This window comes from Leptospira hartskeerlii (genome assembly GCF_002811475.1).
Classification (GTDB): Bacteria; Spirochaetota; Leptospiria; order Leptospirales; family Leptospiraceae; genus Leptospira_B; species Leptospira_B hartskeerlii.
On the sequence record NZ_NPDL01000001.1, the window covers coordinates 77,838 to 100,911 of the forward strand.

The 23,074-nt window shown below is 39.5% G+C and carries 21 protein-coding genes and 1 rRNA gene; 13 read left to right on the plus strand and 9 right to left on the minus strand.

Annotated elements, in window-relative coordinates; translation table 11 throughout:
* Positions 1 to 147 precede the first annotated feature (147 nt).
* From CH352_RS00410 to CH352_RS00430, 5 genes are all read left to right on the plus strand, one after another.
* Positions 148 to 852 (plus strand): 7-carboxy-7-deazaguanine synthase QueE, encoded by a 705-nt coding sequence (locus tag CH352_RS00410; protein ID WP_100708061.1) that lies wholly within the window; start codon positions 148 to 150, stop codon positions 850 to 852.
* 2 nt (positions 853 to 854) lie between these two features.
* The gene (locus CH352_RS00415) at positions 855 to 3,692 is read left to right on the plus strand and encodes a DEAD/DEAH box helicase (RefSeq protein WP_100708134.1); all 2,838 of its coding nucleotides are present in this window, start codon (positions 855 to 857) and stop codon (positions 3,690 to 3,692) included.
* 120 nt (positions 3,693 to 3,812) lie between these two features.
* Positions 3,813 to 6,218 carry a phenylalanine--tRNA ligase subunit beta gene (gene pheT, locus CH352_RS00420; protein ID WP_100708062.1) on the plus strand — a complete coding sequence of 802 codons (2,406 nt, stop codon included), beginning with the start codon at positions 3,813 to 3,815 and terminating at the stop codon, positions 6,216 to 6,218.
* Between the two features lie 3 nt (positions 6,219 to 6,221).
* Positions 6,222 to 6,779 (plus strand): gamma carbonic anhydrase family protein, encoded by a 558-nt coding sequence (locus CH352_RS00425; RefSeq protein WP_100708063.1) that lies wholly within the window; start codon positions 6,222 to 6,224, stop codon positions 6,777 to 6,779.
* Positions 6,780 to 6,901: 122 nt separating this feature from the next.
* Positions 6,902 to 8,041, plus strand: a complete 1,140-nt coding sequence (locus CH352_RS00430) for a bacteriohemerythrin (protein ID WP_100708064.1) — start codon at positions 6,902 to 6,904, stop codon at positions 8,039 to 8,041.
* A 17-nt stretch (positions 8,042 to 8,058) separates the two neighbouring features.
* On the opposite strand, the gene CH352_RS00435 is transcribed toward CH352_RS00430, so the two are convergent.
* The 3 genes from CH352_RS00435 to CH352_RS00445 all read right to left on the minus strand — a co-directional run bounded on the left by CH352_RS00435 (position 8,059) and on the right by CH352_RS00445 (position 10,671).
* Positions 8,059 to 8,691: an LIC_13215 family putative lipoprotein gene (locus tag CH352_RS00435; protein ID WP_100708065.1), complete on the minus strand. Its 633-nt coding sequence runs from the start codon at positions 8,689 to 8,691 to the stop codon at positions 8,059 to 8,061.
* A gap of 115 nt (positions 8,692 to 8,806) precedes the next feature.
* Positions 8,807 to 9,391, minus strand: coding sequence for a cytochrome C oxidase subunit IV family protein (locus CH352_RS00440; protein ID WP_100708066.1), 585 nt, complete (start codon positions 9,389 to 9,391; stop codon positions 8,807 to 8,809).
* Between the two features lie 95 nt (positions 9,392 to 9,486).
* The gene (locus CH352_RS00445) at positions 9,487 to 10,671 is read right to left on the minus strand and encodes a hypothetical protein (RefSeq protein WP_100708067.1); all 1,185 of its coding nucleotides are present in this window, start codon (positions 10,669 to 10,671) and stop codon (positions 9,487 to 9,489) included.
* A gap of 84 nt (positions 10,672 to 10,755) precedes the next feature.
* Between CH352_RS00445 and CH352_RS00450 the strand changes: the two genes are divergently transcribed.
* From CH352_RS00450 to CH352_RS00460, 3 genes are all read left to right on the plus strand, one after another.
* Positions 10,756 to 11,550 (plus strand): LIC13212 family protein, encoded by a 795-nt coding sequence (locus CH352_RS00450; protein WP_100708068.1) that lies wholly within the window; start codon positions 10,756 to 10,758, stop codon positions 11,548 to 11,550.
* Between the two features lie 272 nt (positions 11,551 to 11,822).
* Complete coding sequence (locus CH352_RS00455; protein ID WP_100708069.1) at positions 11,823 to 12,380, plus strand: hypothetical protein; 558 nt, start codon at positions 11,823 to 11,825, stop codon at positions 12,378 to 12,380.
* 138 nt (positions 12,381 to 12,518) lie between these two features.
* Positions 12,519 to 13,091, plus strand: coding sequence for a hypothetical protein (locus CH352_RS00460; protein ID WP_100708070.1), 573 nt, complete (start codon positions 12,519 to 12,521; stop codon positions 13,089 to 13,091).
* On the opposite strand, the gene CH352_RS00465 is transcribed toward CH352_RS00460, so the two are convergent.
* Together CH352_RS00465 and CH352_RS00470 are read right to left on the minus strand one after the other, a co-directional pair.
* Positions 13,092 to 13,322 (minus strand): hypothetical protein, encoded by a 231-nt coding sequence (locus CH352_RS00465; protein ID WP_100708071.1) that lies wholly within the window; start codon positions 13,320 to 13,322, stop codon positions 13,092 to 13,094. It lies immediately after the preceding gene.
* Between the two features lie 58 nt (positions 13,323 to 13,380).
* A complete protein-coding gene (locus CH352_RS00470; protein WP_100708072.1) occupies positions 13,381 to 14,733 on the minus strand; it encodes an MFS transporter in 1,353 nt (450 codons plus the stop codon).
* 180 nt (positions 14,734 to 14,913) lie between these two features.
* Here CH352_RS00470 and CH352_RS00475 point away from each other — a divergent pair, with 180 nt between their 5' ends.
* From CH352_RS00475 to CH352_RS00495, 5 genes are all read left to right on the plus strand, one after another.
* A complete protein-coding gene (locus CH352_RS00475) occupies positions 14,914 to 15,141 on the plus strand; it encodes a (2Fe-2S)-binding protein (RefSeq protein WP_008589782.1) in 228 nt (75 codons plus the stop codon).
* Positions 15,138 to 15,806, plus strand: coding sequence for a RibD family protein (locus CH352_RS00480; RefSeq protein WP_100708073.1), 669 nt, complete (start codon positions 15,138 to 15,140; stop codon positions 15,804 to 15,806). Before CH352_RS00475 ends, CH352_RS00480 begins: the two co-directional genes overlap by 4 nt.
* Complete coding sequence (locus CH352_RS00485) at positions 15,803 to 16,447, plus strand: biosynthetic peptidoglycan transglycosylase (protein ID WP_100708074.1); 645 nt, start codon at positions 15,803 to 15,805, stop codon at positions 16,445 to 16,447. Before CH352_RS00480 ends, CH352_RS00485 begins: the two co-directional genes overlap by 4 nt.
* Positions 16,448 to 16,567: 120 nt before the next feature.
* A 5S ribosomal RNA gene (gene rrf, locus CH352_RS00490) occupies positions 16,568 to 16,684 on the plus strand.
* A gap of 619 nt (positions 16,685 to 17,303) precedes the next feature.
* Complete coding sequence (locus tag CH352_RS00495) at positions 17,304 to 17,852, plus strand: hypothetical protein (protein WP_100708075.1); 549 nt, start codon at positions 17,304 to 17,306, stop codon at positions 17,850 to 17,852.
* Between the two features lie 84 nt (positions 17,853 to 17,936).
* Here CH352_RS00495 and gcvP read toward each other — a convergent pair whose 3' ends face one another.
* The 4 genes from gcvP to CH352_RS00515 all read right to left on the minus strand — a co-directional run bounded on the left by gcvP (position 17,937) and on the right by CH352_RS00515 (position 22,982).
* Positions 17,937 to 20,813: an aminomethyl-transferring glycine dehydrogenase gene (gcvP, locus tag CH352_RS00500; RefSeq protein ID WP_100708076.1), complete on the minus strand. Its 2,877-nt coding sequence runs from the start codon at positions 20,811 to 20,813 to the stop codon at positions 17,937 to 17,939.
* 9 nt (positions 20,814 to 20,822) lie between these two features.
* Positions 20,823 to 21,215 (minus strand): glycine cleavage system protein GcvH, encoded by a 393-nt coding sequence (gcvH, locus tag CH352_RS00505; RefSeq protein WP_100708077.1) that lies wholly within the window; start codon positions 21,213 to 21,215, stop codon positions 20,823 to 20,825.
* Positions 21,216 to 21,230: 15 nt separating this feature from the next.
* Entirely contained in the window at positions 21,231 to 22,343 is a 1,113-nt protein-coding gene (gcvT, locus tag CH352_RS00510) for a glycine cleavage system aminomethyltransferase GcvT (protein ID WP_100708078.1), read from the minus strand.
* A gap of 171 nt (positions 22,344 to 22,514) precedes the next feature.
* Positions 22,515 to 22,982 carry a YiiD C-terminal domain-containing protein gene (locus CH352_RS00515; protein WP_100708079.1) on the minus strand — a complete coding sequence of 156 codons (468 nt, stop codon included), beginning with the start codon at positions 22,980 to 22,982 and terminating at the stop codon, positions 22,515 to 22,517.
* Positions 22,983 to 23,074: the final 92 nt, after the last annotated feature.

The following is a 23,074-nucleotide window of genomic DNA, read 5'->3' on the forward strand; positions in this document are numbered from 1 at the left end:
TTCAACAAGCTTTTTTCGGGATTTTGATCGCCCCATCTTGACTGGATCGGGCCAAAAATCATTCTGGTATTCTAATAAACGGTTTTTTCTGGATTCTTGCAAAGAAAGCCGGTAAAAATCTTGTACCTTGGAGAGCCATTCCTTAGTATGAAATCCGTCGTTCACGAAATTTATCTCTCTGTTTCTGGAGAAGGAATTTCAACAGGTTTGCCTACAATTTTTGTCCGGTTCGCGGGATGTTCTCTCAGATGTGGAATGGATGGAAATCGCAAACTCTGGTGTGACACTCCGTACGCTCTTTCTCCGAATGCGGGGAAACAAATGGAGTTAGAAGATGTGATCTCTGAGATTGGATCCATTTCTTCTTCTCCTACACAAATACTTCTGACGGGCGGAGAACCATTAGAAAATTCGAATAGGATTTTCAGCCAAACAATGGCGGAAAAATTGAAACAGTCCAGACAAGTTTCGGGGCTTTATACGAGGGTGAGGGTGGAGACAAATGGGGCAGAGCCGATCTCCAATTTGGAAAATATGGTTTTTACCCTGGATTACAAACTCCCCGGCTCAGGAATGGAAAACAAAATGATCACGGAGAATTTAGAATTTGTCCGGGATAGAAACGATAATTTGGATGAGATCAAATTCGTAATTAGAGATAGAAAGGATTTCGATAGAACTTTGGAAGTGATAGACGGTTTTAAATTAAAGGGAAATCTTCTGGCTTCTCCCGTATTCGGTGAGCTTGCTCCCGAAATCCTTGTAGATTGGATGAAAGAAAATAATAGAACGGATCTGCGTCTTTCTTTGCAGACCCATAAATATATTTGGGGAGAAAAAAGGGGAGTTTGATCTTGGACTCTACTTTGCAACTCAGTCTAGATTTCGAATCCGATTCTTCCAGCGGATTCAGGGGGGATTCCTGTTATCTCAAGGACGAACCAGAACTAGGTATTGGAAGGATAGAAAGTTCCGACTCAGGAAAATTCCATATCTATTTTCCATCTTCAGATACTAGAAAAACTGTTTCTGAAAATTCGAACAGACTGAAAATTATAGGTTCTTATCCGACAGCATTTACTGAATCATTTGCAGATCCTGAATTATTGGATCTAAGTCTCCAGGCATTCGAGTTAAAACTCACTCATGCGTATGACAAACTTTCCGCATTGTCCAATTCGAGAACCAGACTTCTTCCTCACCAGATTGAATCTACTTTTGTGGTGGTCAATTCTCTTCGACCTAGATTCATTTTGGCTGACGAGGTGGGGCTTGGCAAAACGATAGAAGCGGCTCTCGTTATGAAAGAGCTGATCTTTCGAAGAGGATACAAAAAGGTTTTGGTTGTCGCGCCTTCTCCGCTTCTTGTTCAATGGAAGCAGGAATTAAAAAATAAATTTAACGAAGACTTTGAGATCGTTAAACGTAGGAACTTCTTGGCTAGCGGAGAGAAGAACTGGAAGAATTTCAAACATGTAATCACTTCCGTAGACTTTATTAAAAATCCAAAATACGCCGAAGAGATCCTAAAAACAAAATGGGACATCGTAGTTTTTGACGAGGCGCATCGTTTAAGAAGGGACTATCATAAAGTTACAAGAGCTTATTTATTTGCTGAGAAGATCGCTAAAAAATGTGAATGTCTACTTCTTCTTACTGCAACGCCTTTTAGAGGAAAATTAGAAGAGCTGTATTATTTGGTTCACTTAGTCGATCCGAATTTGCTCGGACCATATCATACTTTTATAAATGATTATGTTCTCGGAAACAAGAGCGGATTAAAGGAGAAGATCTCCAAGGTTCTTTTAAGAAGAAGAAAAGTAGAAGTAGGTGGATTTACCAAAAGATTCGCCAAAACCGTAAAGATAGAGTTGTCCGATGTAGAGAGACAATTTTACAATGAAACCACTGAGTATGTCCGTAGGGAATATAATCTCGCAATGAGAACCCAAAATAGGGCCATCGGATTCGTGATGATCGTATTCCAAAAATTGTTGGATTCTTCCGTATTTGCACTTCTTTCTGCGTTGTCCAAGCGTAAATTTATGTTGGAGAACAGACTTCATCGTTTGCAAGCAGTCGGTAATAAATTAGAAGAATGGGATCTGGACGAAACAGAAGGTGTGGAAGACTTCGTTTCCGATTTGGACGAATCTGCTCCTTCCGATCTTGCAAATCTTAGAAGAGAGTTATTATCCTTAAATAGATTGATCCTTTTAGGAAAAAAGATCAAAGAAGATCGCAAAAGCCAGAAACTGAAAGAAACAATCGCGAAGCTCAAAAAAGAAGGGCATCCTAAATTTATAATATTCACTCAGTTCAGAAGCACCCAGGATTTTCTAGCCTCTACTTTGTCCGAGTATAAAGTCACATTATTCCATGGATCTTTAAGTGCGGACGCGAAAGAAGATGCTATTTCCGAATTTAGAAAAACTTCCGAAATATTGATCTGTACGGAAGCAGGCGGAGAAGGTCGTAATCTTCAGTTCGCAAACGTTTTATTTAATTATGATTTACCTTGGAGTCCTTTGAAAATTGAACAAAGGATCGGAAGAATTCACAGATTCGGTCAAAAGGATAACGTATTTATTTTTAACTTTGCTTCTAAGGACACAGTTGCAGAGAGGATTTTAGAGGTTCTATCCAATAAGATCAGGCTTTTTGAAGAATCTATCGGAGGTTCCGACGAGTTACTAGGAGCGATCGAAGATGAATTGGATTTTCATTCTAGCTTCATGAGATTTGTTACTGGAAATAAGAAGTTAAAAGAAGTAGAAGAGGAAATTGATCAAAGGATCAAGATCGCCAAAAAAGGTTTCGAAAAACTGGGCTCCTTGGTGACTCCTAAATTATTGGATTTTAATTTAGAAGATTATTATAAAACCACTCTGCAAGAAAGATCTTTCACCAACCAACACTTGGAGTCATTTTTCGTTAGATATGCTAAGAAATATTCAGATCGACTGAACTTTAAACTTAAGACATTAAAACCACAGGTGTATGAATTGGATGGGATCAATTACAAAGGTAAGAAAGCCACATTTAATTCTGAACTTGCTCTTGCAGATGATGGATTGGAATTTTTGGCATTCGGTCATCCTTTGATAGAAGAAGCAGTCCAATCCTTTCTAAGAGATAGATCCGGTTGGAAAGTAGGGTTTTACAGAACATCCGGTAATTTCTTATACTTTGTATTTATAGTAGAATTCAAATTTTCCTTAGACAGAAAAGAATTATTTGTGGTGGAAGTGAACCGACGAAGCGGAAGTTCTAAGTTATTAGAAAATCTGCCCGATACCGTAAGAGAGAACAGATTCAAATCTTCCGAAACAGAATTGCCCGGAGATACCGAAAAATATTTTGTGATGGCATGTGAGACCTTAGAACTCGCGTTAGAAGATAGAAAAAAAGAATTATACGAACAAACAAAAGATCTTTTCCAGAAAGAAGAATATAAGATCAGGAACAGCAACCAAAATACACTCCGCCAATTAGAAGAAAAACTAATGAGGCAAGAGGCTGCCTTCAAATGGGAAGGAAGACCCGAAAAAAAATCCGCGATGAATCGAACTAAAAACGAGATCCAAAAAGTAAAAGAGGATTTTGAGGTAGAATTGAGAAAGGTAAAGGTAGGAAAAGAGATCCACCATCGTTTCGAACTTTTCCAAGCCTATCTTCCAGGTTCAAACTGATCTAAAGGAAGAGTCGCTTCAAACATTCTATATCTCTGTTTTTACTGCTGGACATAGGCTGCCTCTATCCGCTTTTGTTAAACTACTCCGCCAAATATTCGGCCTTAGGAGACAGTTTACGTGAAATTATCCCTGGATTGGATTAACGATTTTACCCCTATTAAGGATGTGTCCCTCGAGGATATCCTGAAAAAAATTGCGGCTTCTATATGTGAAGTAGATGGGGTCGAAGATTATTTTTCTCATTTGGAGAAGGTCGTTTTAGTTAAGATCGAATCCTTAGAAAAACATCCTCAAGCAGACAAACTCCAAGTCGCCCAAGTCTCCGACGGCAAAAATAAGATCCAAATCGTTTCGGGTGCCCCTAATTTAAAAGTAGGGGACTTGGTCCCATTGGCTATTCCAGGTGCAGAGTTAGGAGATAAAAAAATCATAGAGTCCGAGCTTCGTGGAGTAAAAAGTTCCGGAATGCTTTGTTCCGAGAAAGAACTTGGTCTCTCGGAAGAAGATGCAGGTGTTATGGTCCTGGACGATCTTGAAGCAAAACCTGGCCAGAACTTACGAGATTACTTTGGATTTAGAGATACTATTTTAGATATTGATAATAAATCCATTACACATCGTCCGGATTTATGGAGCCATTTTGGATTCGCAAGAGAACTTGCGGCTCAATTAAATTTACCGATCAAATTTAATCCTTTTGAGACAAATTGGGATTTTTCCAAAGACGTTGTTTCTCCGAATGTAAAAGAAACGGATTACGCACATTCTTATTATTCTTCTTCCATCGAAGGAATTCAGATCAAACCTTCTAACAAAACTATTCGTTCCCGTTTGAAAAAATGCGGAGTGAGAGTGATAAATAACGTAGTGGATGTTTCAAATTATTTACTATTGGAAGCGGGACAACCTACACATTTCTTCGATTCGGATAAATTGTCTGCTCAAGGCGGGATCGAATTAGAAGTAGATTATGCAAAGAAGGACGAAAGTTTTCCTCTTCTAGACGAAACTTCTCCTAAGCTTGATCCTGAAATATTGATTATTCGGAACTCTAAAAAAGGAGTGGCGATCGCAGGTGTGATGGGTGGTGCGGATACTGCAGTAGATTCTAATTCCAAAAAAATAATTTTAGAATCTGCAGTTTTTCCAAGAGAGTTTGTTCGTAAATCCATTCGAAAAACAGGAATTCGCTCCGAGTCTTCTGTTCGTTACGAGAAGGGTCTGGAAGCGACAACTACACTTCCGATCGTGAAAAGAGCATTAAATCTTTTAAAGGAAAATGGATGTCCCGATCTGAAAGCGAGCCTTCCCTCCGGATACATTCATACTGCTGATAAAAAAGTAGAGATCGAGGTCAGTCTAAGTTTCTTGAATAAAAAACTCGGAACAGAGATTGATCAATCTACTTCGGATAAAATCTTAAAACAACTTTCCTTCTCCACAGAATGGAAAGGGGAAACTGTTAAGGTTCTTGTTCCTAAATACAGACATAATTACGATATCACCATTCCGGAAGATATAGTAGAAGAGATCGGTCGCACTTTGGGATATGCATCTATTCCAGTTCGCCCATTAGCTTCGGATGTAAAACCTCCTACCCGTAATTTCTCCAGAGAGCTGGAGAAACATCTAAAAAGGGCGTTCTCTCAAAATCTGGGATACAACGAAGTATTCAATTATTCTTATGCTTCCTCCAAGGATAATTCTTTCGAAGAAGAAGTAAAAGATTCTATCAAGATTTTAAATGCGATGCCCGATGAGCAGGCGTATTTAAGGACTTCTTTATATCCTTCTCTTTTGAAAAATATCAGACTCAATGGTGATCGTTTTGAAAAACTAAGAATTTTCGAATTCGGGCGCACTTATAAAAAAGCAGAAGAACCTTTCAACGAATCTAAATGGTTTGTTTGGGCGGTTTCTTTCGGTAGGAAGTCCAACGAGAAGGATCTAAACGTTTTAGAGTCCGATTTCCTGGAAGTTAGGACCGGTGTCGAAAAAGTATTAAGACATTTAAATTTACGAGAGATCGAATGGAAGATAGATGAAAAAAGCTATTTCCATCCTAAGGCTTCCCTATCCTTATTTGTTTCCGATAAAAAAGTCGGGGAGTTAGGATACGCCCATCCTGCTGCTTTGGATACTGCCGATATCAAAAAGAGAGTTATTTTAGGAAGATTCGAATTTGCTTCTTTACTGGAAGTTTGGACCCAAGATCGAAACAAAAATTATTTTGCTGCTCCTTCTCATTTCCCTCAAACTGAGATAGATCTTTCTTTAGTTATGGATTTGAATGAATCTTCTTCTAAATTTAGCGATGCTGCATTGAAGGAAAAATTCCCTGAGCTCCAGGATATAAAAGTTACCGTCGTCTTTACCGGCGGAAATCTCCCGGAAAACAAAAAGTCCGTTTCTTATAGATTTAAACTTTTGAGCCAGGATAAGAACTTAACTCAAGAAAGGATCAAAGAGATTACTGATCGTTTGATCCAGATAGCGAATTCTTCCGGTTATCCTCTTCGCTAAACTATGAAAATTCACGAGACGGCATTTATCCATCCTGCTGCAACTGCATTCGGCATGTTAGAGATGGGACCACTATCCTCTCTCTGGCCGAGTGCTGTAGTTCGTGCGGATCTGAACGAGATCAAATTGGGTGAGGGAGTAAACATACAAGATAATAGTACTCTCCATACGGACTCTACTGGTAGTTTATTCATAGATGATTATACATTAGTGGGTCATAATACGATGCTTCACGGTTGTAAGATCGGGAAGGGTTGTCTGATAGGGATCGGCACTATCATTTTAGATGAGGCAGTGATCGGAGACGGTGCAATGATACTCGCAGGTTGTATGATCCGCGGTGGTAAAAAAATCCCTCCTAGATCAATGGTGATCCCTAAGAATGGGGATATAGTCATCTACGAAAAAAAAGCAAAGCCTGAGATAAGTATCGCAGGTTGTTTGGAATACATACAATTAGCGAAAAGATTTCAAGAGAATGTATTCAAACCTTTCACAAAAGAAGAAGAAAACCTATTCGTAGAAGAAGCAAAATCCATCATCAAAAGATATGGCATCTAATTTCCATCTCTTCCTTTGATTTGATATAAATCAATTCCTTTCGTTCGATTTCTGATTCATCTTGGATCCGCTCATCTAATCCTTGTATTAGCTTTCCGCAAAACAGCTATGAGGACGATCTCATGTATGACGAAAGGGTTATAGAAAAAATCAGAGGCATTTGGAAGACGTTCGATCTTTCTTTAGGAATTCCTGAAATAGATAAACAACATCTTTGGTTGATCGGAATTCTTGCTGATCTAGAAGATAAACTCGAGTCGGGAAGCAGATCGGAATTAGAGGCAACCTTTACGACTGCGCTTTCTAAAACATTGGATTATGCATCCGAACATTTTGCTCTGGAGGAAGAACTTTTAGAGAGCATCGGTTATACAAAACTAGGGCAACATAGATTGCAACATATGCGGTTCCTTACCGCTTTAAAGAATCGAGTCCGAAAGAATTTTGAGGGAAATTTCGAACATGCAGTAATGGAACTGCTAAAAAATCTGAAAAAGTGGTTATTCAGACATATTCTCAGCGAAGACAGACAATACGTGGATCTTGCAGACGTTAATATCACTCAGGAAGTCTCTTCTTCACTAAATCAACGCTTGAGGTCTTCACCTCACTCCAGAGAAATCGAGGAATTGTATGCTTCGGTGGTATACTCGACTAAACAAACTGTCTCGAAAGAATTTAACGTTATAGGAGAGGACAATTTAAAACTGATCTCGGACCTTTGGTATCGCTATAAACTCAAAACAGGGATTGCCATTGTGGATATCCAACATCTCTGGCTTTTGCAACTATTGGTGAAAACTGATAAATTATATAAACAGAAGTTAAAACAAGAGATCGGCGGTGAGTATTTAAGTCTCGAACTGAAAAACGCGATCCAAGAAACCATAGAATATATTCGGGAACATTTCAGTACCGAAGAAGCAATCATGCATAATTTTCGCTACATAGGAGAAAGAGGTCATCAGAAACAGCACGAGAACTTTAATATACTTATTAACGATATGATAGACAGAAGCGAAAAGGAGGAACTGGAATCATTGGCAATTTTGATCCAGGATCTAAAAGATTGGTTGGTAAGTCATATCGCGATAGAAGATAAAAAATTATTCTATTTTTTCAGATCTAGGCTTCCTGAAGTGAATGAGTATGTCAGAAATTTGAATCGAGAAGGAAAGATCCATATTTGGAAAGAAGCAGTAATGATCTATAAACTGCTGGTAGAATATGAGGATATTACTAAGGAAAAAACACGCGTTTAGGAAATAGATAGGCGTTTTTAATTCTCTTTCTTTTCGATAAGTGTTTGGATCGTGTTAAGGATTTTTTTATTCTTCTCCGAAAACTCTGATTCAGGTATTGTTCCCGTAAAAATATATACATAACCTTCTTTAAAAAAAATCCATTGCAGAGTTCGGATTTGCTTCTTTTCCGCAGTGTTTGGAAGAACAAATTTAGATTCAAAAAAGATACATTTCTCTTTTCCGAAACTGCATTTTTGAGGAACAGAAAGTATTTCGTATTCTTTATATATATTTGAATATAATCCGCTGATGGAAGCAACGTAATCCTCTAAAGTTGCCTTGGAATATTTTGCAGGAATAGGCTCTGAAACAAAATTGATATTGGTCCTGATCTCAGAAGTTTTACTTTGCTCCGGTTCAAAAAGATAAAACATTACCTTAACTTGTTTATCGTTTTGTGATTCTCTTTTGTTTTTAGAACGACTGGATTCGGAATTGTCTCGGTTTGGATCATATTCTTCGTAAATCCAACCTTCATAATTTAATACTAAGCCTAACTCAGGGATCTCGATTGTCTTTTTGATTTCCGGAACTTTTTCAATACAGGCAGAAAATAAAATGATCCCTGGCAATAAAAGACCTAGACTATAACGCTCTAATAGGATCATGTTCAAGTTTCCTCTATTCGATTCGGATACGAAAGCTGGTAAGAAAACCTGAGGCTACAAAAAAACCGGCGTTAAAGCCGGTTCTTTTGAAATACTTGAAAGTATTGTATTCTTCTTAGTAAGGGAAGCCGGCGAAAATTTTCGCTCTTGTGTAGATGTCCGCTACGGAGAATCCAAAAAGAAGAAGTAAGAACAGGAAGCCGGATCCGAAGATCACTCTGTTCATTACGTTATCATACTTAAGGTGCATGAAATACGCTAATACTAAGGAAGCTTTGATAGTCGCTACAAGCATAGCGATTACAGTGTTCATTGCTCCGAAGTCAACTTGTGCAACTAATACGGTAATAATGGTTCCAAGGATCAATGCAGCAAACACGAGAGAGTAAGTTTGAACGGAGATCAGATGATGTCCGTCATGACCATGCTCTTCTGCGTGAGAAGCAACTGAACCTGGTTGCAATTTAGTTTTACCAGCCTCGATTGCTTTTAATAAAGCCTGACCGATCATAGTGGACTTATTCTTTTCGAGATAACCTTTAAGCCTATCCTCTTCTACGATTTGAGCCAACAAGTTAACGGCAAATCCAGCAACGGTAGCATTTACAATTGCTCCCGCTCCGACAACAAATCCAGTGAAGGGAATCAAGAATCCGATACTTACGATAATATACAGCGAGTAATTGAGAAACAGTTCCATCTCTTTTCCTGAAACCTGAGTAATATCTGCAGGCTATAGTTCCCCGAAGGGATTGGAACCAGTCTCGGAGGCAGGTAAAGAATCACAAGTACATTTCAAGGGCCTAGAACTCGGGTACCGCTTTCCGAAACGATTTTGGCAGTTTCCCAAGGATCCTGGGTTTTATGAGCCGGGAGGCGCACCCAAATTAGGTTTTTCTGGTTCGGTCTTCTGTAAGGGGAGAAGAATGTAGAAAGCGGAAGAATTTCCCAGCCAGTTTCTTTCTCCCAAGTTTTTAGCCTAGAATAAGGATCTGAGTTTTGGACTTTAGGGAGAAAAAGAAGAAGGTCGTTTCCCTTCTTAGGAAATCTCCGTCGGAGTTCCAATAACAAACAGCCCATGGTCCATCTAAAATTGACCTCTGAAATTTTACGTAAAACTTCGTTCCCTTTAGATCTGTAAAAGAAAGAATCTACCGAACCATACCCTTCATAATTCGGATGGAATTCGGAGATCTTAGAAAAACTTTCTGGCATTTCGGAAAGGTAACTTTCGATTTCTGAAAATTCTCCCATCCAAGTCCCGGAATATTTTCCTTTATGATCGTTGAGTAGAATGGTACCTTCTTCAATTTTAAATTTTCCGTTTTTTGCGGAGAATAATAAGCTAAAATCTTTGGTTCTATCTACCCAGGTCTCTATTAGAAAAGGTTCTCTTTTTACCTTTAAGAATAGATCAGCCAGATCATTTAGTCCGGAAACGTCTCTAAATTTTTGAGAACCGGCAAATCCGAACTCGGTTTTAAAAACGAACCTTTGATCGGGAGAGAAATTGTCTTTTTCCTTTTCTAGGAATTTCTCCCAGTCTCCTCTATTACGTATTGAATATGCGAAAAAATCGGGATTGGATTCTCGGTTCCAATCGTTTTGGTTCAATTTAGATCCGTATTTTTTTGCGGAGTCTGAAAGTATTGGATCTATTTCTAATTCGTTATTGTTGGAATTCCAGCGGGAGATTTTTCCCCATTCTTCCAATTGGATCTCTTTTTCTTTTTGCAAAGATTGTTTTAAGTTTCTGAGAAGAATAGGTTTTGGGATCTGTACTCCCTTCTCCCTCCAATATTTGATCCAGTTTTCCTCCGGTGGAGAATGAACTAAAATTTTTGCCGAGTCGGGAAAAGAGCCGAGAACAGAAAAAGAGGACTCTAATACGGAATTCCTTGCCTCCAACTCCCGCGGAAATAATTTTCCAAGTCGGAGTTCTTCTTCGAAATAGGCGTTCGGGCGGAAGATTCGAGGCATAATCAGGAAAGAACCCTTGAAAAAATCCTTTTTAGGATCAAGAATGGGGTATAGTCTTTTCGATATTTAGAAGGAAGGCATCTAATGAAAACTCTTATCTTTCTCATAATTTCTCTTTTGGCCGTATTCATACAAATAGACGCGGCTCCTAAAATTCTGACCATGGAAGAAAGAGAAATAGAGCGTCAGATCGAAGCTATTCGTAAGGCGGGGTTTTCCGATATCGAGATAGATAATTTACACGCTTCTATCTCTCAAAATATTCATCAGATCAATAAGATCCTTCAAATGGATACCACCAAAAAAGCGTTACGATATATCGGCGACGAGCCTCAGGAATTACCTCAGTTTTTAAAAACAGACAGGGATAATAAACCTTATTTAGAATTGGACATGGGTTCCGGTGAATCCTTTTGGGACTTCCCTAAAACTTATCTTTATAATGCGCGTATTTTTATCTATCCGGGCAGCAATCCTGAAAAATTAGAAAAGATCATTATGCAATTCAAACGTACGAACTCTAATGGAGAAATTTTCGTAAGAGAAATGCGTAGGGTGATCAACATAGATCCCAAGGGCCCTCAGATCGGAAGCGAAGGAAAGAGAACTCCTAACAATAATAAAGAAATAAAATTAGAATATTATTCCAGTTATGATACTGAATTGATCTGGCCGGATACTCCAGTTCAATCTATAGCACCTAGTGTGGAGACCAAACTACATGAGGAGACTAATCCTCTTCCTTATAATAAACAAAAACAGATTATCGTAACATATAAAAAATACCTACGAAAGGTAGACAAGAATGTTCGCCATAAGCTGAGAGATCTTGAACTCAACCAAAAGAGATTAGTCTCTAAAATGTTGGAATTCCAATAAGAGAATTTTATAACATTAGAATAAGGGAAAAAGGTATACCTTTTTGTTATTGAGATATATCATAGTATACTGTGGTTTTTGATAGATCTAGAAAAAGGAAAATCTGTGGCAAAACTATCCGGATCTCTTGTCTGATAAACTTCTTACTTGATTATCCTTTGGCGCATGACGTTGGTTCCAAGTCATTGAATAACGACTGTTATCCACATATGTAAAAAAATGTTTTCGTTTTCTCGCTTGCCTTTTCTTGGCGAAAAGGATTCTATTTACCGATGGCTATCCATTCCGTGTTCGGTAAATTACAATTCAAACCTGGCGAAGGGGAGATTTGTGTTTTATCTTCTCCTTACGAATTCGAACCCGCACTTTCCAGTTTAGGGGCTCCGGTAGATCGAGCGCTAAGGTCCGGAAAAAGATATAGACTCATACTTGCATTCGTCCAAACCGAAGTCGAGATCCGCAATATTGCTTCTATGGTGCCTACCACCTTGATAGACGACGGACTCTTATGGTTGGCCTATCCTAAAAAGACCTCCCGTAAATATAACGTATCCATTCATAGAGATGCAGGTTGGGATCCCCTCGGAAAAATCAGTTTCGAAGGGGTAAGATTGATCTCTATCGATGATGATTGGTCCGCGCTTAGATTCAGACATACTTCTCATATTAAAAATACGGAAAGAGACCCAAGCCTTACTGCAAGTGAAGAAGGTAAAAAAAGGGTAGTAGCTAAGAAAAAACCTGCCAAGAAGAAGACCGTTCCTAAAAAATCTTCTCCCAAGAAAAAAGCAGCCGTTAAGACTCCGAAGAAAAAGGCCAAAAAGAAATAAGAAGGATTTGATCTTTTCAAATCCAGGAATTTTTCTTAAATTCCTTTTCTTCTTTTTGCAAAAAGGAGTCTTTCCTGATGTCTATCAGGATAGGTTTCCAAAGATATATTCCTTTGGAAAATAAAGCGGTATACTCGCATGTTAGAGAAGTTTTCGGGCCTTCTACTCAAATTTAATTTTTATAATATACTTGTTATATTGCTGGCCCTTGCCTGCACACCCTCGATCGATAAGTCACCTTATAAAGAATTAAGAGAACTCGCATTCGAAACAGAATACGATGATATAGGTGTCCAAAACACAAATGACAAAACTGTCGTGTACGGGATCATCATGGACTGGCCTACCCAAAGAGAAATAGTCACTTTAGCCACATTTCTTTCCGGAGACGCGAGCTTATTCTTAACTTCAGGCGCTTCTTTTATAGGAGGTGGAGGAAGAGAAAGTATCCAAAAAAGTTCGATACGTTTTATTCATAAATACGCATATCTTTGGAAACAAGGGAAGAAGGTTCGTTGGACTCCGAATCCAGACTTGGAACAGGTGAGATTCTTTTTTTTAACAACACAGGGCACTTATTATCTGGAAGATACAGTCGGCGAGATAGATGCGGATACTTCTACCCTGACCCCGATCTTTGACGAGGCCCAAGCAGTGATCTCTGAAATAAGGATAGAAGCTGAAAAAGAAAAGGACGATGAAGACGAGTAATTAACTCGCAGAATCTCTTCTTACGATCAGATCGCTGATCACTTTTTCTTCGGTGAGATATTTACGGTTCAAATAAGAGATGGCGTAGTTTAGAAATTTAGGAATTTCTTTACCAGCATCTAAGAGATCCAATTTGGTTTGAGTCAATTCGTCCATAGTCGCCAAAGCCAATTTTCTTTGGCTCTGGTGGGACTCGAACTCATCTTCCGTATTGAACTCTGTGCCAGCCACGATCTAACTATAAACGACTAGCTTCAGATTTTCAAGCAAAAGCTTGGAAGAAGTAGGACTAATGCCCTCCGTTTCTTTCCCAATCCTTCGCTTTTTCGACCCCTCTTTTTTCATTCACGAATGTATTGATGATCAAAGAGATAAAGAAGAATACGGCAACCACTAAGAACGCATTTCTTAAATCGAAAATTTTCTGTAATATGCCTATCGCAAAAACTCCGATGGCTGCCGCCAGTTTTCCGGAAAGACCCCAGAGACCGAAAAATTCTCCAGACTTAGATTCTGGGGAGAAGATCCCGACAATCGCTCTACTTGCCGATTGGGTAGAACCAACTCCCGAACCTGCGAGAGTTCCGAAGATCACGAACACCCATTGTACCGAGATATCCACTCCTAGTCCGTTTACAAAACTAGTGATCTCTCTTACGAAATAAATTCCGATGAGGCAGAAGATCCAAAAGACCAAAGTTATATTGAAAGTTTTTTTGGCTCCGATCCTATCTTGAACGAATCCGAAGAATATTGCACCTATCATCGCGAAAAATTGGAGCAAAATGAATAATGCTTTTTCTTGATCCGGAGTGATCTTAATCTCTTGGTTTCCGTACAAGAAAGCAAATGCGATAACAATCGCAAGCGCCGCCATAGAGAAGAATAGAGAGATCAAATAAATGACAAGATCTTTGAAATACCTTACGGATTTAATACTCTGTGATAATTGTTTAAAACCGATAGTAAAATAGCTTTCTCCTTCCGGTATCTTCGCAGCCGGTTGGTATTCCTTCAAAAGTAAGAATGTTGGAATACCGGCGAGTAAAAAGAATAATGCAGTAAGAGGTCCTACAAATCTAAGAGAACTATAGATCGCAGGATCGATCGAAGGTGCCACGAAAGTTTGGACCAAGAATACGGAAAGAAGTCCTCCCATATACCCAACCCCCCAAGCATAACCTGAAATTTTTCCTAATTCTTCCTTTGGTCCCAAATGAGGTAGGAAGGAAGAAGCAAAGTTTTCTCCGGAAGCAAAGAAGAAGTTGGAAAGAATGATTAAAGCAAAACCTAAATGCCAAGAACCTGGAGTCGAAACTAACCAAAAAGCTGCGGTACTAATTACGCAGCTGATATAACTCCAGAAAAGGAAAGTTTTCTTCTTAGCGGAGAAGTCGGAGATGGCCCCGAATAACGGACCGGTCACTACTACTAATAGATAAGAGAAAAATAAAGCTAGTCCAAATAAAAAATTCCCATCTTCATAGGGATTTGCCGGATTGGAGGATGTTGGAACGATTACTTCGGCGAAAACTCTGCAGTAGATGACTGTTATAATTACAGTGGTATAACTAGAATTGGCGAAATCGAACATGCACCATCCGAAAATTTCCCTTAAGGGAGCGCGTTTGGTTACTTGCATTCTGTAGGTTTCCTTTATGGAATTTTCCGAATGAGGATGAGCTTGAAAGTCCAGTTGTCAACGAGAAATATCCCTTCTGGAATCCGTTATAATATTAGAAAAAATTCTCTTGATCCTGGCCTTCTTATGTTTAGCCTGAGTGATGGTTTTGCTTTCGGCGTCCAATAATTAGAAGGCCTGATGAATTCTTCCGACTTTAGTCAAATAGACCTGAACGCCCTGATGCGACCTAGAAAGGTTTGCGTATGCAACCAAGTATCCGAAGAGGATATTACAAATTCTATCCGCAGAGGGAATGACACTTTGGGTAAATTGATGAGAGACACAAGTTGCTGTACTGGTTGCGGTACCTGCAGAGGAAGAGTTCTCAAATTGCTTTCCGAAACCCTCGCTTCCAAACCTCAATGAGTCGTCCTTTTTTAGCGGTCAACATGGCAATGACCTTGGACGGAAAGGTATGTCGCCCCGACGGAAAATGGTATGGTCTATCTTCCAGAAACGATAAGAGAAGAATGGACCAGATCCGTTCCGAAGCTGATGCGCTTATCCTAGGAAAAAACAGCTTACTCAACGATGATCCGGTCACTCATTTAAGATATGTGGAATCCGAGAAGGAGCCAAGGGCTATTATCCTTGTTAGAACAGGGACATTACCTTCTGATAGAAAAGTATTCCATTTTTCTAAAGTAAAACCACTTCTATTCTGTACTTCTAAAAATGAATCCCAAGTAAGATCCGAATTATCCGAGTTTGCGGAGATAGTTCCATTACAAGGAGAAGATCTGGATCCGGAGATCATTCTGAAAGAATTGGAAAAAAGAGGACATTCCAAAATACTTTTAGAAGGCGGTCCCAGACTGAATGATTCCTTTTTTAGAAAGGGACTTGTGGATAGACTCTATCTCACTATCGTTCCATTCTTTATTGGACAGATTGGTTTGCCTTCGATCACCGGTGGAGAGTCTGCATATCATAACTTTGACAAAGCAGATTGGAAACTTGTATCTTCCGAACAGATAGAGCAGGAAGTATTTTTGATATACGACAAACAAAACCATCCTGAAGTCCAATGAGAGAAGGAAATCATTTTTTACATAGATGGTTTTTCTTTGAGATCAGGAGTCTTCTGGTATTAGTATTCCTTCTTCTTATTTATTACCAAACGTTTCCTGAAAAAAGGATCTTATTCAGAGAGAACAAATTAGTTTATCTACCGGAAAACTTAGAGTCGGTCCCACTCGAAAACGATTGGGTGAGATTAGAAGAATTGCCCCCTGGAAGTTTAGAATACTTGGTTGAAGTAGAAGATTATAGATTCTACAGACATAGAGGATATTCTTTAGCAGATATACAATCTTCTATCATACAAGCTGTCTTTATGTTCAGAAGATTAAGGGGAGCCAGTACTCTGGATCAACAACTTGCTAGAACATTATTTTTATCCAGAGATAAAACATTAACACGCAAACTAAAAGAGATCCGAATTGCACAAGCTCTTGATGAAGAATTAGGTAAGGAGGGAGTTTTAGAATACTATTTGAATCTTGTATATTGGGGCCGGGGTTTAAATGGGATCTACAGATCTTCCAAATATTATTTTAATAAACATCCAGGAAGACTTCTTCCAAGAGAATTCAAAGCATTGGTCCAAATATTAAAAAAACCGGATGCATATTCCAGGGAAGAAGTCAGAGCGCTTTCTTTGGAATACTAAAATTCCGATCTGAGTTCACACTCGGGGAAATTTCGGGGGCTTCTTCTTTCAAAAAACTTCTTCTTTTTCTACGAAAAAAAGTAGACTTCCGAGGTCGGCAGGGAATACTGGTTATAGATTCTCGGTGGTTATAGAGAGAGGGTCACACCCGTTCCCATCCCGAACACGGAAGTTAAGCCTCTCATCGCTGATGGTACTGCATGGTTCGCTGTGTGGGAGAGTAGGACGTTGCCGGGTTTCTACCGCAATCATATAAGGCCGGATTTAACTCCGGCCTTTTTTATTTCTTCTAACATTTCCCACTTAAACTTCCAATTCCGAACTTGGATCATATATAACTTATTGATTTCAAGTTAAGATCCGGGACCAAAATGTATCCGTCCTGTTTATTCTGTATCTATAGAAATTTTGAACAGCCGGTATAAAGTTTGGAATACGGCCGATCTAGTCAGAGACTATTACAAATAGTGAATATATTCTGCGTAATATGGCTGATGGAATATCGAGTGTTCGAAAAAAGATATTTCCAAATGAAATTTTTTTCCAAAATTTGTGCCGGATTTATTTTGTGAGCTTGACGATTCGAAGACTCGATAGTAGAATGCGGACCGCTCTGAAGGTATGGACCCGGGGAGTTAATGTTAGATTAGATGGGCATTTTATATCCTTTATACGGGTTCCAGTTGATGTACTATGGCGGTTGATTCCTGACTGTGTTTGGTCGGGAGGAATTCCCCTCCCGACCCACCTTTTTAAAACGATTCTAATATAATTTTTCGGTTAGGAATATTTCAGGATCGCAAATTCTTTTTCTATATAGATCCTTGTCGAACCATTCGATTTAGGAGTCGATAGAATGTATCGTAAACCGATATATCTTTTAAAATTCATAACTAGTATTCTCTTCGCAGGTCTGCTTATTTTAAGTGGGACTTCTCTTTCTGCGGAATCTCAATGCCAAGGTTTATCCAAAGGTCAATGTGAATCCGATTCGGATTGTACATGGGTTTCCGGTTATAGCAAACAAGACGGAACTAATGTAGATGCTTATTGTAGGGCTAAACCTGGAAAAGCTTCTGATTCAGGAGATTCAGTAAAAAAGTCTAAGGCTAAAAAGTCCAAAGATAAGGACGAAGACGACGACCAAGACGAGCCTAAGAAAAAGAAAAAGGCTAAGAAAGAGAAGGATGAGGATGACGATAAGGATTCCAAGAAATCTAAAAAAGATAAAGATGACGATGATTCCGATTCTAAAAAGTCCAAAAAATCCAAGAAGGATAAGGACGATGGCGATGATGGAGATTCCAAAAAATCTAAAAAGTCAAAGAAGTCTAAAAAAGACAAAGATGATGACGACGACTCCAAGAAGTCTAAAAAATCCAAAAAGAAAAAGAAAGACGATTAATTTCTAATCTTCATTCTTTTTAAAACAAAAAGACCGAGGTGTTTTGCCCCGGTCTTTTTATTATACTCCGACTTTTAGAAAAAATTAAAGATAAGATTCTAAAGGAAGGCAGGAACAAACTAGGTTCCTATCTCCATATACGTTATCTATTCTTCCTACATAAGGCCAGAATTTATGCTCTTTGGTCCAAGGCGCAGGATAAGCGGCTTTTTCTCTGGAATAAGCATGATCCCAGTTATCAGAGATGACCATCGCAGAAGTATGAGGTGCATTCTTTAATGGGTTATCCTTAGCATCCGCTTTGCCTTGCTCGATTTCTTGGATCTCTGAGTGGATGGAGATCATCGCCTCACAGAAACGATCCAATTCTTCTTGGGATTCCGATTCGGTAGGTTCTATCATCAAAGTTCCAGGAACAGGGAAGGACATTGTAGGTGCGTGGAATCCATAGTCCATCAGACGTTTTGCAATATCTTCTACTTCTATTCCGCTAGTCTTTTTGAAAGGTCTTACATCTAAGATACATTCGTGGGCAACAAATCCGTTTTTACCTTTGTAAAGTACCGGGAAATAGTTTTCTAAACGTTTTGCTATATAGTTCGCATTTAGAATTGCAGCTTTGGTTGCTTCTTCCAATCCTTCCGTTCCTAAAAGTGCAATGTACACCCAAGAGATCAGAACGATACTCGCGCTTCCCCAAGGAGCAGCAGAGACGGCGCCATGTTCATTTCCGGTTCCGTTATCTACAAGAGGGTGACCAGGTAAGAATGGTTTCAGATGTTTTGCAACTCCGATAGGCCCGACTCCAGGTCCTCCTCCACCGTGAGGAATGCAGAAAGTTTTGTGTAAGTTTAAATGGCAAACGTCTGCGCCGATATTTGCAGGTCTTGTAAGTCCTACTTGAGCGTTCATATTCGCTCCATCCATATAAACCTGCCCCCCATTCTCATGAATGATCGAACAGATTTCTTTGATAGGCTCTTCGTACACTCCATGTGTAGAAGGGTAGGTGATCATCAGTGCGGCTAGGTCTTTAGAATGTTCTTGTGCTTTTGCTTTTAGATCTTCTAAGTCTACGTTTCCTTCCGAATCACAAGCAACTACAACCACTTTGAATCCAACCATCGCAGCAGAGGCAGGATTGGTTCCATGTGCAGAGATTGGGATCAAACAGATATTTCTGTCCTTATCTCCTCTGCTAATATGATAGTTTCGGATTGCGAGAAGTCCTGCATATTCTCCTTGAGATCCTGCATTTGGTTGCAGAGAAATCCCAGGGAATCCGGTCACTTGAGAAAGCCAAGATTCCAATTGAGAGAATACGGTTCTGTATCCTTCTGTTTGGCTTGCCGGTGCGAATGGATGTATATCAGAGAACTCAGGCCAAGTTATAGGGAACATTTCCACAGTAGCGTTGAGTTTCATTGTGCAAGAACCAAGAGGGATCATGGAAGTAGTAAGAGAAAGGTCTCTGGATTCCAATTTTCTAATATATCTTAACATCTTTGTTTCAGTGTGATGAGAGTTGAAGACAGGATGTGTAAGATATTCGGAAGTTCGGACAAATTCATTCGGGATGGAAATTCCTTCTAAGGAAAGATCGATCTTAGAGATCCCGAATACGGAAAGAATATCTTCCAGATCGGAAACTTCTACGGTTTCGTCTAGGGCGATTGAAATTTTGCCGTTTCCTAAACTTCTGAAATTGATCTCTTTTTTAGAAGCCGTATCTATATAAGTTTGAGCCTTGGATCCTAAATCTAAAACGATCGTATCGAAGAAAGTTTTGTTTTGGATGGCAAAGCCTGCCTTCTCCAAATTTTTTGCCAATGTTTCAGTAAGTCTATGAACTCTAAGAGCGATGTCTTTTAATCCTTTAGGCCCATGATAGATTGCATACATAGAAGAAAGAACAGCTAACAAGACTTGCGCAGTGCAGATGTTAGAAGTCGCCTTATCTCTTCTGATATGTTGCTCTCTCGTCTGTAGAGAAAGTCTGAGTCCAGGATTTCCTTGGCTGTCCTTAGAAACTCCTACAAGTCTTCCAGGCATATTTCTTTTGAATTCGTCTTTTGTTGCGAAATAACCGGCATGAGGTCCGCCGAATCCATAAGGTAATCCGAATCTTTGAGTGCTTCCAACTGCGATATCCGCTCCGAATTCCCCAGGAGCCTTTAGAACTGTGAGTGAAAGTAGATCTGCAGCACAGATTGTTAGAGCTCCAATATTATGAGCGAGTTGGAAGAAACTTTCGTAATTATAAACGGTTCCTTCTGTTCCTGGATATTGGACTAATACCGCAAAGTAATCTTCGTTTAATTCTGCGTTTAAATGGTTTCCAATATTTACTTCGATCCCAAGAGGAAGCGCTCTTGTGCGAACTACATCAATTGTTTGAGGATGGCATAACTCGGAGATAAAAAGTAATTTGGAGGTTTCGTTTTTACGAATTCCATAAGCTAAGAATACTGCTTCTGCGGCAGCGGTAGCTTCATCTAAAAGAGAAGCATTTGAAATTTCCAAACCTGTTAGATCCATGATCATAGTTTGGAAATTTAGAAGTGCCTCTAATCTTCCTTGGGAAATTTCCGCTTGGTAAGGAGTGTAAGCCGTGTACCAACCTGGGTTTTCCAAAATATTTCTTTGGATAACTCCAGGCATTACGCTTGCTTGGTAGCCGGAACCGATATAAGAACGATACAACTTGTTTTTAGAAGCGATCTTTTTTAGATCGTTTAAGATCTTTCTTTCGGTAGAAGCCTTAGGAAGATCCAAGGCTTTTTCCAAACGAATTCCTTCTGGAATTGCTTTTGCTACCAACTCCTCCAACCCGGATAATCCGAGTGTGGACAACATTTCTTTGATCTGTTCTGCATCAGGACCTATATGCCTTCTGGAAAAAGTATCCAAAGGGTCCATTTCAGTTTGTTTACCGGATTCGTTCCAAGTTGCCGTATTCATTCTATTTTCCTAATCCAGTTTGCTTACTAATTCTCTGTAAGATTCGGGATCTAATAATTTCTCTAGCTCGGAAGAATTGACCACTTTGACTCGGATCATCCAAGAGCCGAAAGGATCCGAATTTACTGCAGCCGGGTTTTTGGAAAGGTTTCCATTAACTTCGACTACTTCTCCGCTGATAGGAGCGTATAAATCTTCGGCTGCCTTTACGGATTCTATTGTTCCGAATGTATCGAATTGTTTGATCGATTTTCCAGCTTTAGGAAGGTCCACAAAAACGATATCTCCGAGTGCCGCCTGAGCATAGTCGGAGATCCCGATCAATGCGGTATCTCCTTCTACTTTTACCCATTCGTGTTTTTCTGTGAACTTGTAGCCCGGAGGTGCGTTAGTTACTGCCATTTGAAAATCCTTAGTTTAATTTTTCCGAATGCTTCCCGGAATGAAAGATTGGGTGAATATAATTGCGGACTTTGCCTGTCCTCTGATCTCGATTTGGATAGATTCTCCATGTTGAGTCTTTTCAGAGTCAACGAGCGCAAGTCCTATTCCTTTTCTTAAAGAAGGGGAGAAAGTACCGGAAGTTGTGATCCCGATATTTTTGCCGTTCGAATCCAATACAGGCATATTCTCTCTAGGGACGCCGGCTTCTTGCAGCTCGAATGCCACGATCTTTCTTTTTGGCCCTTCTTTTTTTTCGGAGATGATCTGTTCGTATTTAGGATACTGTGTTTTCTTTTCTTTTACGATCCAGCCTATCCCGGATTGGTTCGGGCTTCTGTTCTCGTCCAACTCATGACCGTAAAGAGGATATTTTGCTTCAATGCGAAGTGTGTCTCTTGCTCCTAAGCCTACAGGAAGAAGCCCGTCTTTTTTTCCGAACTCCAGAAGTTCTTTCCAGATTTTGACACCTGTAGGGTTGGAAGTATAAATTTCGAATCCGTCTTCTCCAGTATAACCTGTTCTGGAAAGAATGATCTCTTCTCCTGAAAAAGGGAATAACACGAATTTATAATATCCAATATGACTTAGATCCGTCTTAAAGTAAGAAGAAAGAATGGAATCCGCTTTAGGACCTTGGATCGCTATCTGATGCCAAGAAGCGCTTTGGTTCTCTAACTTTGCGGAACTTGGCACATACTTTTCCAGATATTCGTAAACGGAATCTACATTAGATGCGTTTGCGCAGATCATATATTTTTGATCGTTGAACTTGTAGAGGGTGATGTCGTCTACTAGTCCGCCATTCTCATTGATGATTGCATTGTACTGAACTTGCCCGTTAACTAAAGAAGAAACAGAATTGCAAGTAACTGATTCCAAGAAGCCGAGTATGATATCGGGCTGGCCTTCGATAAAAATTTCTCCCATATGAGAAACATCGAATAAACCAGCGGCTTCTCTAGTCGCCGTGTGCTCGGCGATGATTCCGGAATATTGAACTGGCATGTCCCAACCGCCGAAAGGGATCATCTTAGCGCCTAAAAGTTTATGCTCCTCATGCAGAGGTGTGGTTTTCCATTGGGACATAAGCGTATGGGGCCATCATTTCATTATGGGCCCTATGGAAAAACAATTTTAGGCCTCTTTAAAAAAGATTTGAAGGTCTTTCTTTAGAATCGTTCGAGAAGAAGGTCCCGGATCATGTACTAACTCCAAGAAGATCCTTCTGACGAAATTTGGGCGGTAGAGTTTAAGATCTTACTCTTTCAATTTTTTTCTGACATAGATAACTTTGTCTACTTCTGCCACAAGCTTACCGGTTTTCACATCGACGATCTGTGCAGTAAAGGTAACGTCCATTTTTCTTTTACGATCTGTTTCTTCTTTGATCTCTTGGATTTTTTCCTTCGGGATATGGAACTCTGCTCTTACGGTACCTTCTCCAGGTTTGACGAATCTTATAGTTGCCGCTTTGTCCCAGACCAAATATCCGGATCCTAAATGTTCCATTAGGATTAACATATAAAAAGGATCACACATAGAGTAGAGAGATCCGCCGAATTGTGTTCCCACATAGTTTTTATTAAAAGGTGTGAGTTTCATTGTTGTGGAGAATAAGGTCCTATCTTTGTTTAAGGCTTTCACCTTGATCCCTGCACCGAAGTACGGGGGATAGAAATTGAAAAATTGAAATTTAAGTCTTTGTAAAAAGCCCGGTTGGGACATAGAAGATTCCTGATCTATATTTCTTATTTTGTCTCAAACTAATAAGAGGCTCAAAAATCCGAGCTATTTTTGGGGAATATAATTGGTTTGTA

What these genes read in the sequence shown, in the direction of transcription:
- CH352_RS00410 (WP_100708061.1), top strand. Translation starts at nt 148, where the DNA reads ATGAAATCCGTCGTTCACGAAATTTATCTCTCTGTTTCTGGAGAAGGA.
- CH352_RS00425 (WP_100708063.1), top strand. Translation starts at nt 6,222, where the DNA reads ATGAAAATTCACGAGACGGCATTTATCCATCCTGCTGCAACTGCATTC.
- CH352_RS00430 (WP_100708064.1), top strand. Translation starts at nt 6,902, where the DNA reads ATGTATGACGAAAGGGTTATAGAAAAAATCAGAGGCATTTGGAAGACG.
- CH352_RS00435 (WP_100708065.1), bottom strand. Translation starts at nt 8,691, where the DNA reads ATGATCCTATTAGAGCGTTATAGTCTAGGTCTTTTATTGCCAGGGATC.
- CH352_RS00440 (WP_100708066.1), bottom strand. Translation starts at nt 9,391, where the DNA reads ATGGAACTGTTTCTCAATTACTCGCTGTATATTATCGTAAGTATCGGA.
- CH352_RS00445 (WP_100708067.1), bottom strand. Translation starts at nt 10,671, where the DNA reads ATGCCTCGAATCTTCCGCCCGAACGCCTATTTCGAAGAAGAACTCCGA.
- CH352_RS00450 (WP_100708068.1), top strand. Translation starts at nt 10,756, where the DNA reads ATGAAAACTCTTATCTTTCTCATAATTTCTCTTTTGGCCGTATTCATA.
- CH352_RS00455 (WP_100708069.1), top strand. Translation starts at nt 11,823, where the DNA reads ATGGCTATCCATTCCGTGTTCGGTAAATTACAATTCAAACCTGGCGAA.
- CH352_RS00460 (WP_100708070.1), top strand. Translation starts at nt 12,519, where the DNA reads ATGTTAGAGAAGTTTTCGGGCCTTCTACTCAAATTTAATTTTTATAAT.
- CH352_RS00470 (WP_100708072.1), bottom strand. Translation starts at nt 14,733, where the DNA reads ATGCAAGTAACCAAACGCGCTCCCTTAAGGGAAATTTTCGGATGGTGC.
- CH352_RS00475 (WP_008589782.1), top strand. Translation starts at nt 14,914, where the DNA reads ATGAATTCTTCCGACTTTAGTCAAATAGACCTGAACGCCCTGATGCGA.
- CH352_RS00480 (WP_100708073.1), top strand. Translation starts at nt 15,138, where the DNA reads ATGAGTCGTCCTTTTTTAGCGGTCAACATGGCAATGACCTTGGACGGA.
- CH352_RS00485 (WP_100708074.1), top strand. Translation starts at nt 15,803, where the DNA reads ATGAGAGAAGGAAATCATTTTTTACATAGATGGTTTTTCTTTGAGATC.
- CH352_RS00495 (WP_100708075.1), top strand. Translation starts at nt 17,304, where the DNA reads ATGTATCGTAAACCGATATATCTTTTAAAATTCATAACTAGTATTCTC.
- gcvP (WP_100708076.1), bottom strand. Translation starts at nt 20,813, where the DNA reads ATGAATACGGCAACTTGGAACGAATCCGGTAAACAAACTGAAATGGAC.
- gcvH (WP_100708077.1), bottom strand. Translation starts at nt 21,215, where the DNA reads ATGGCAGTAACTAACGCACCTCCGGGCTACAAGTTCACAGAAAAACAC.
- gcvT (WP_100708078.1), bottom strand. Translation starts at nt 22,343, where the DNA reads ATGTCCCAATGGAAAACCACACCTCTGCATGAGGAGCATAAACTTTTA.
- CH352_RS00515 (WP_100708079.1), bottom strand. Translation starts at nt 22,982, where the DNA reads ATGTCCCAACCGGGCTTTTTACAAAGACTTAAATTTCAATTTTTCAAT.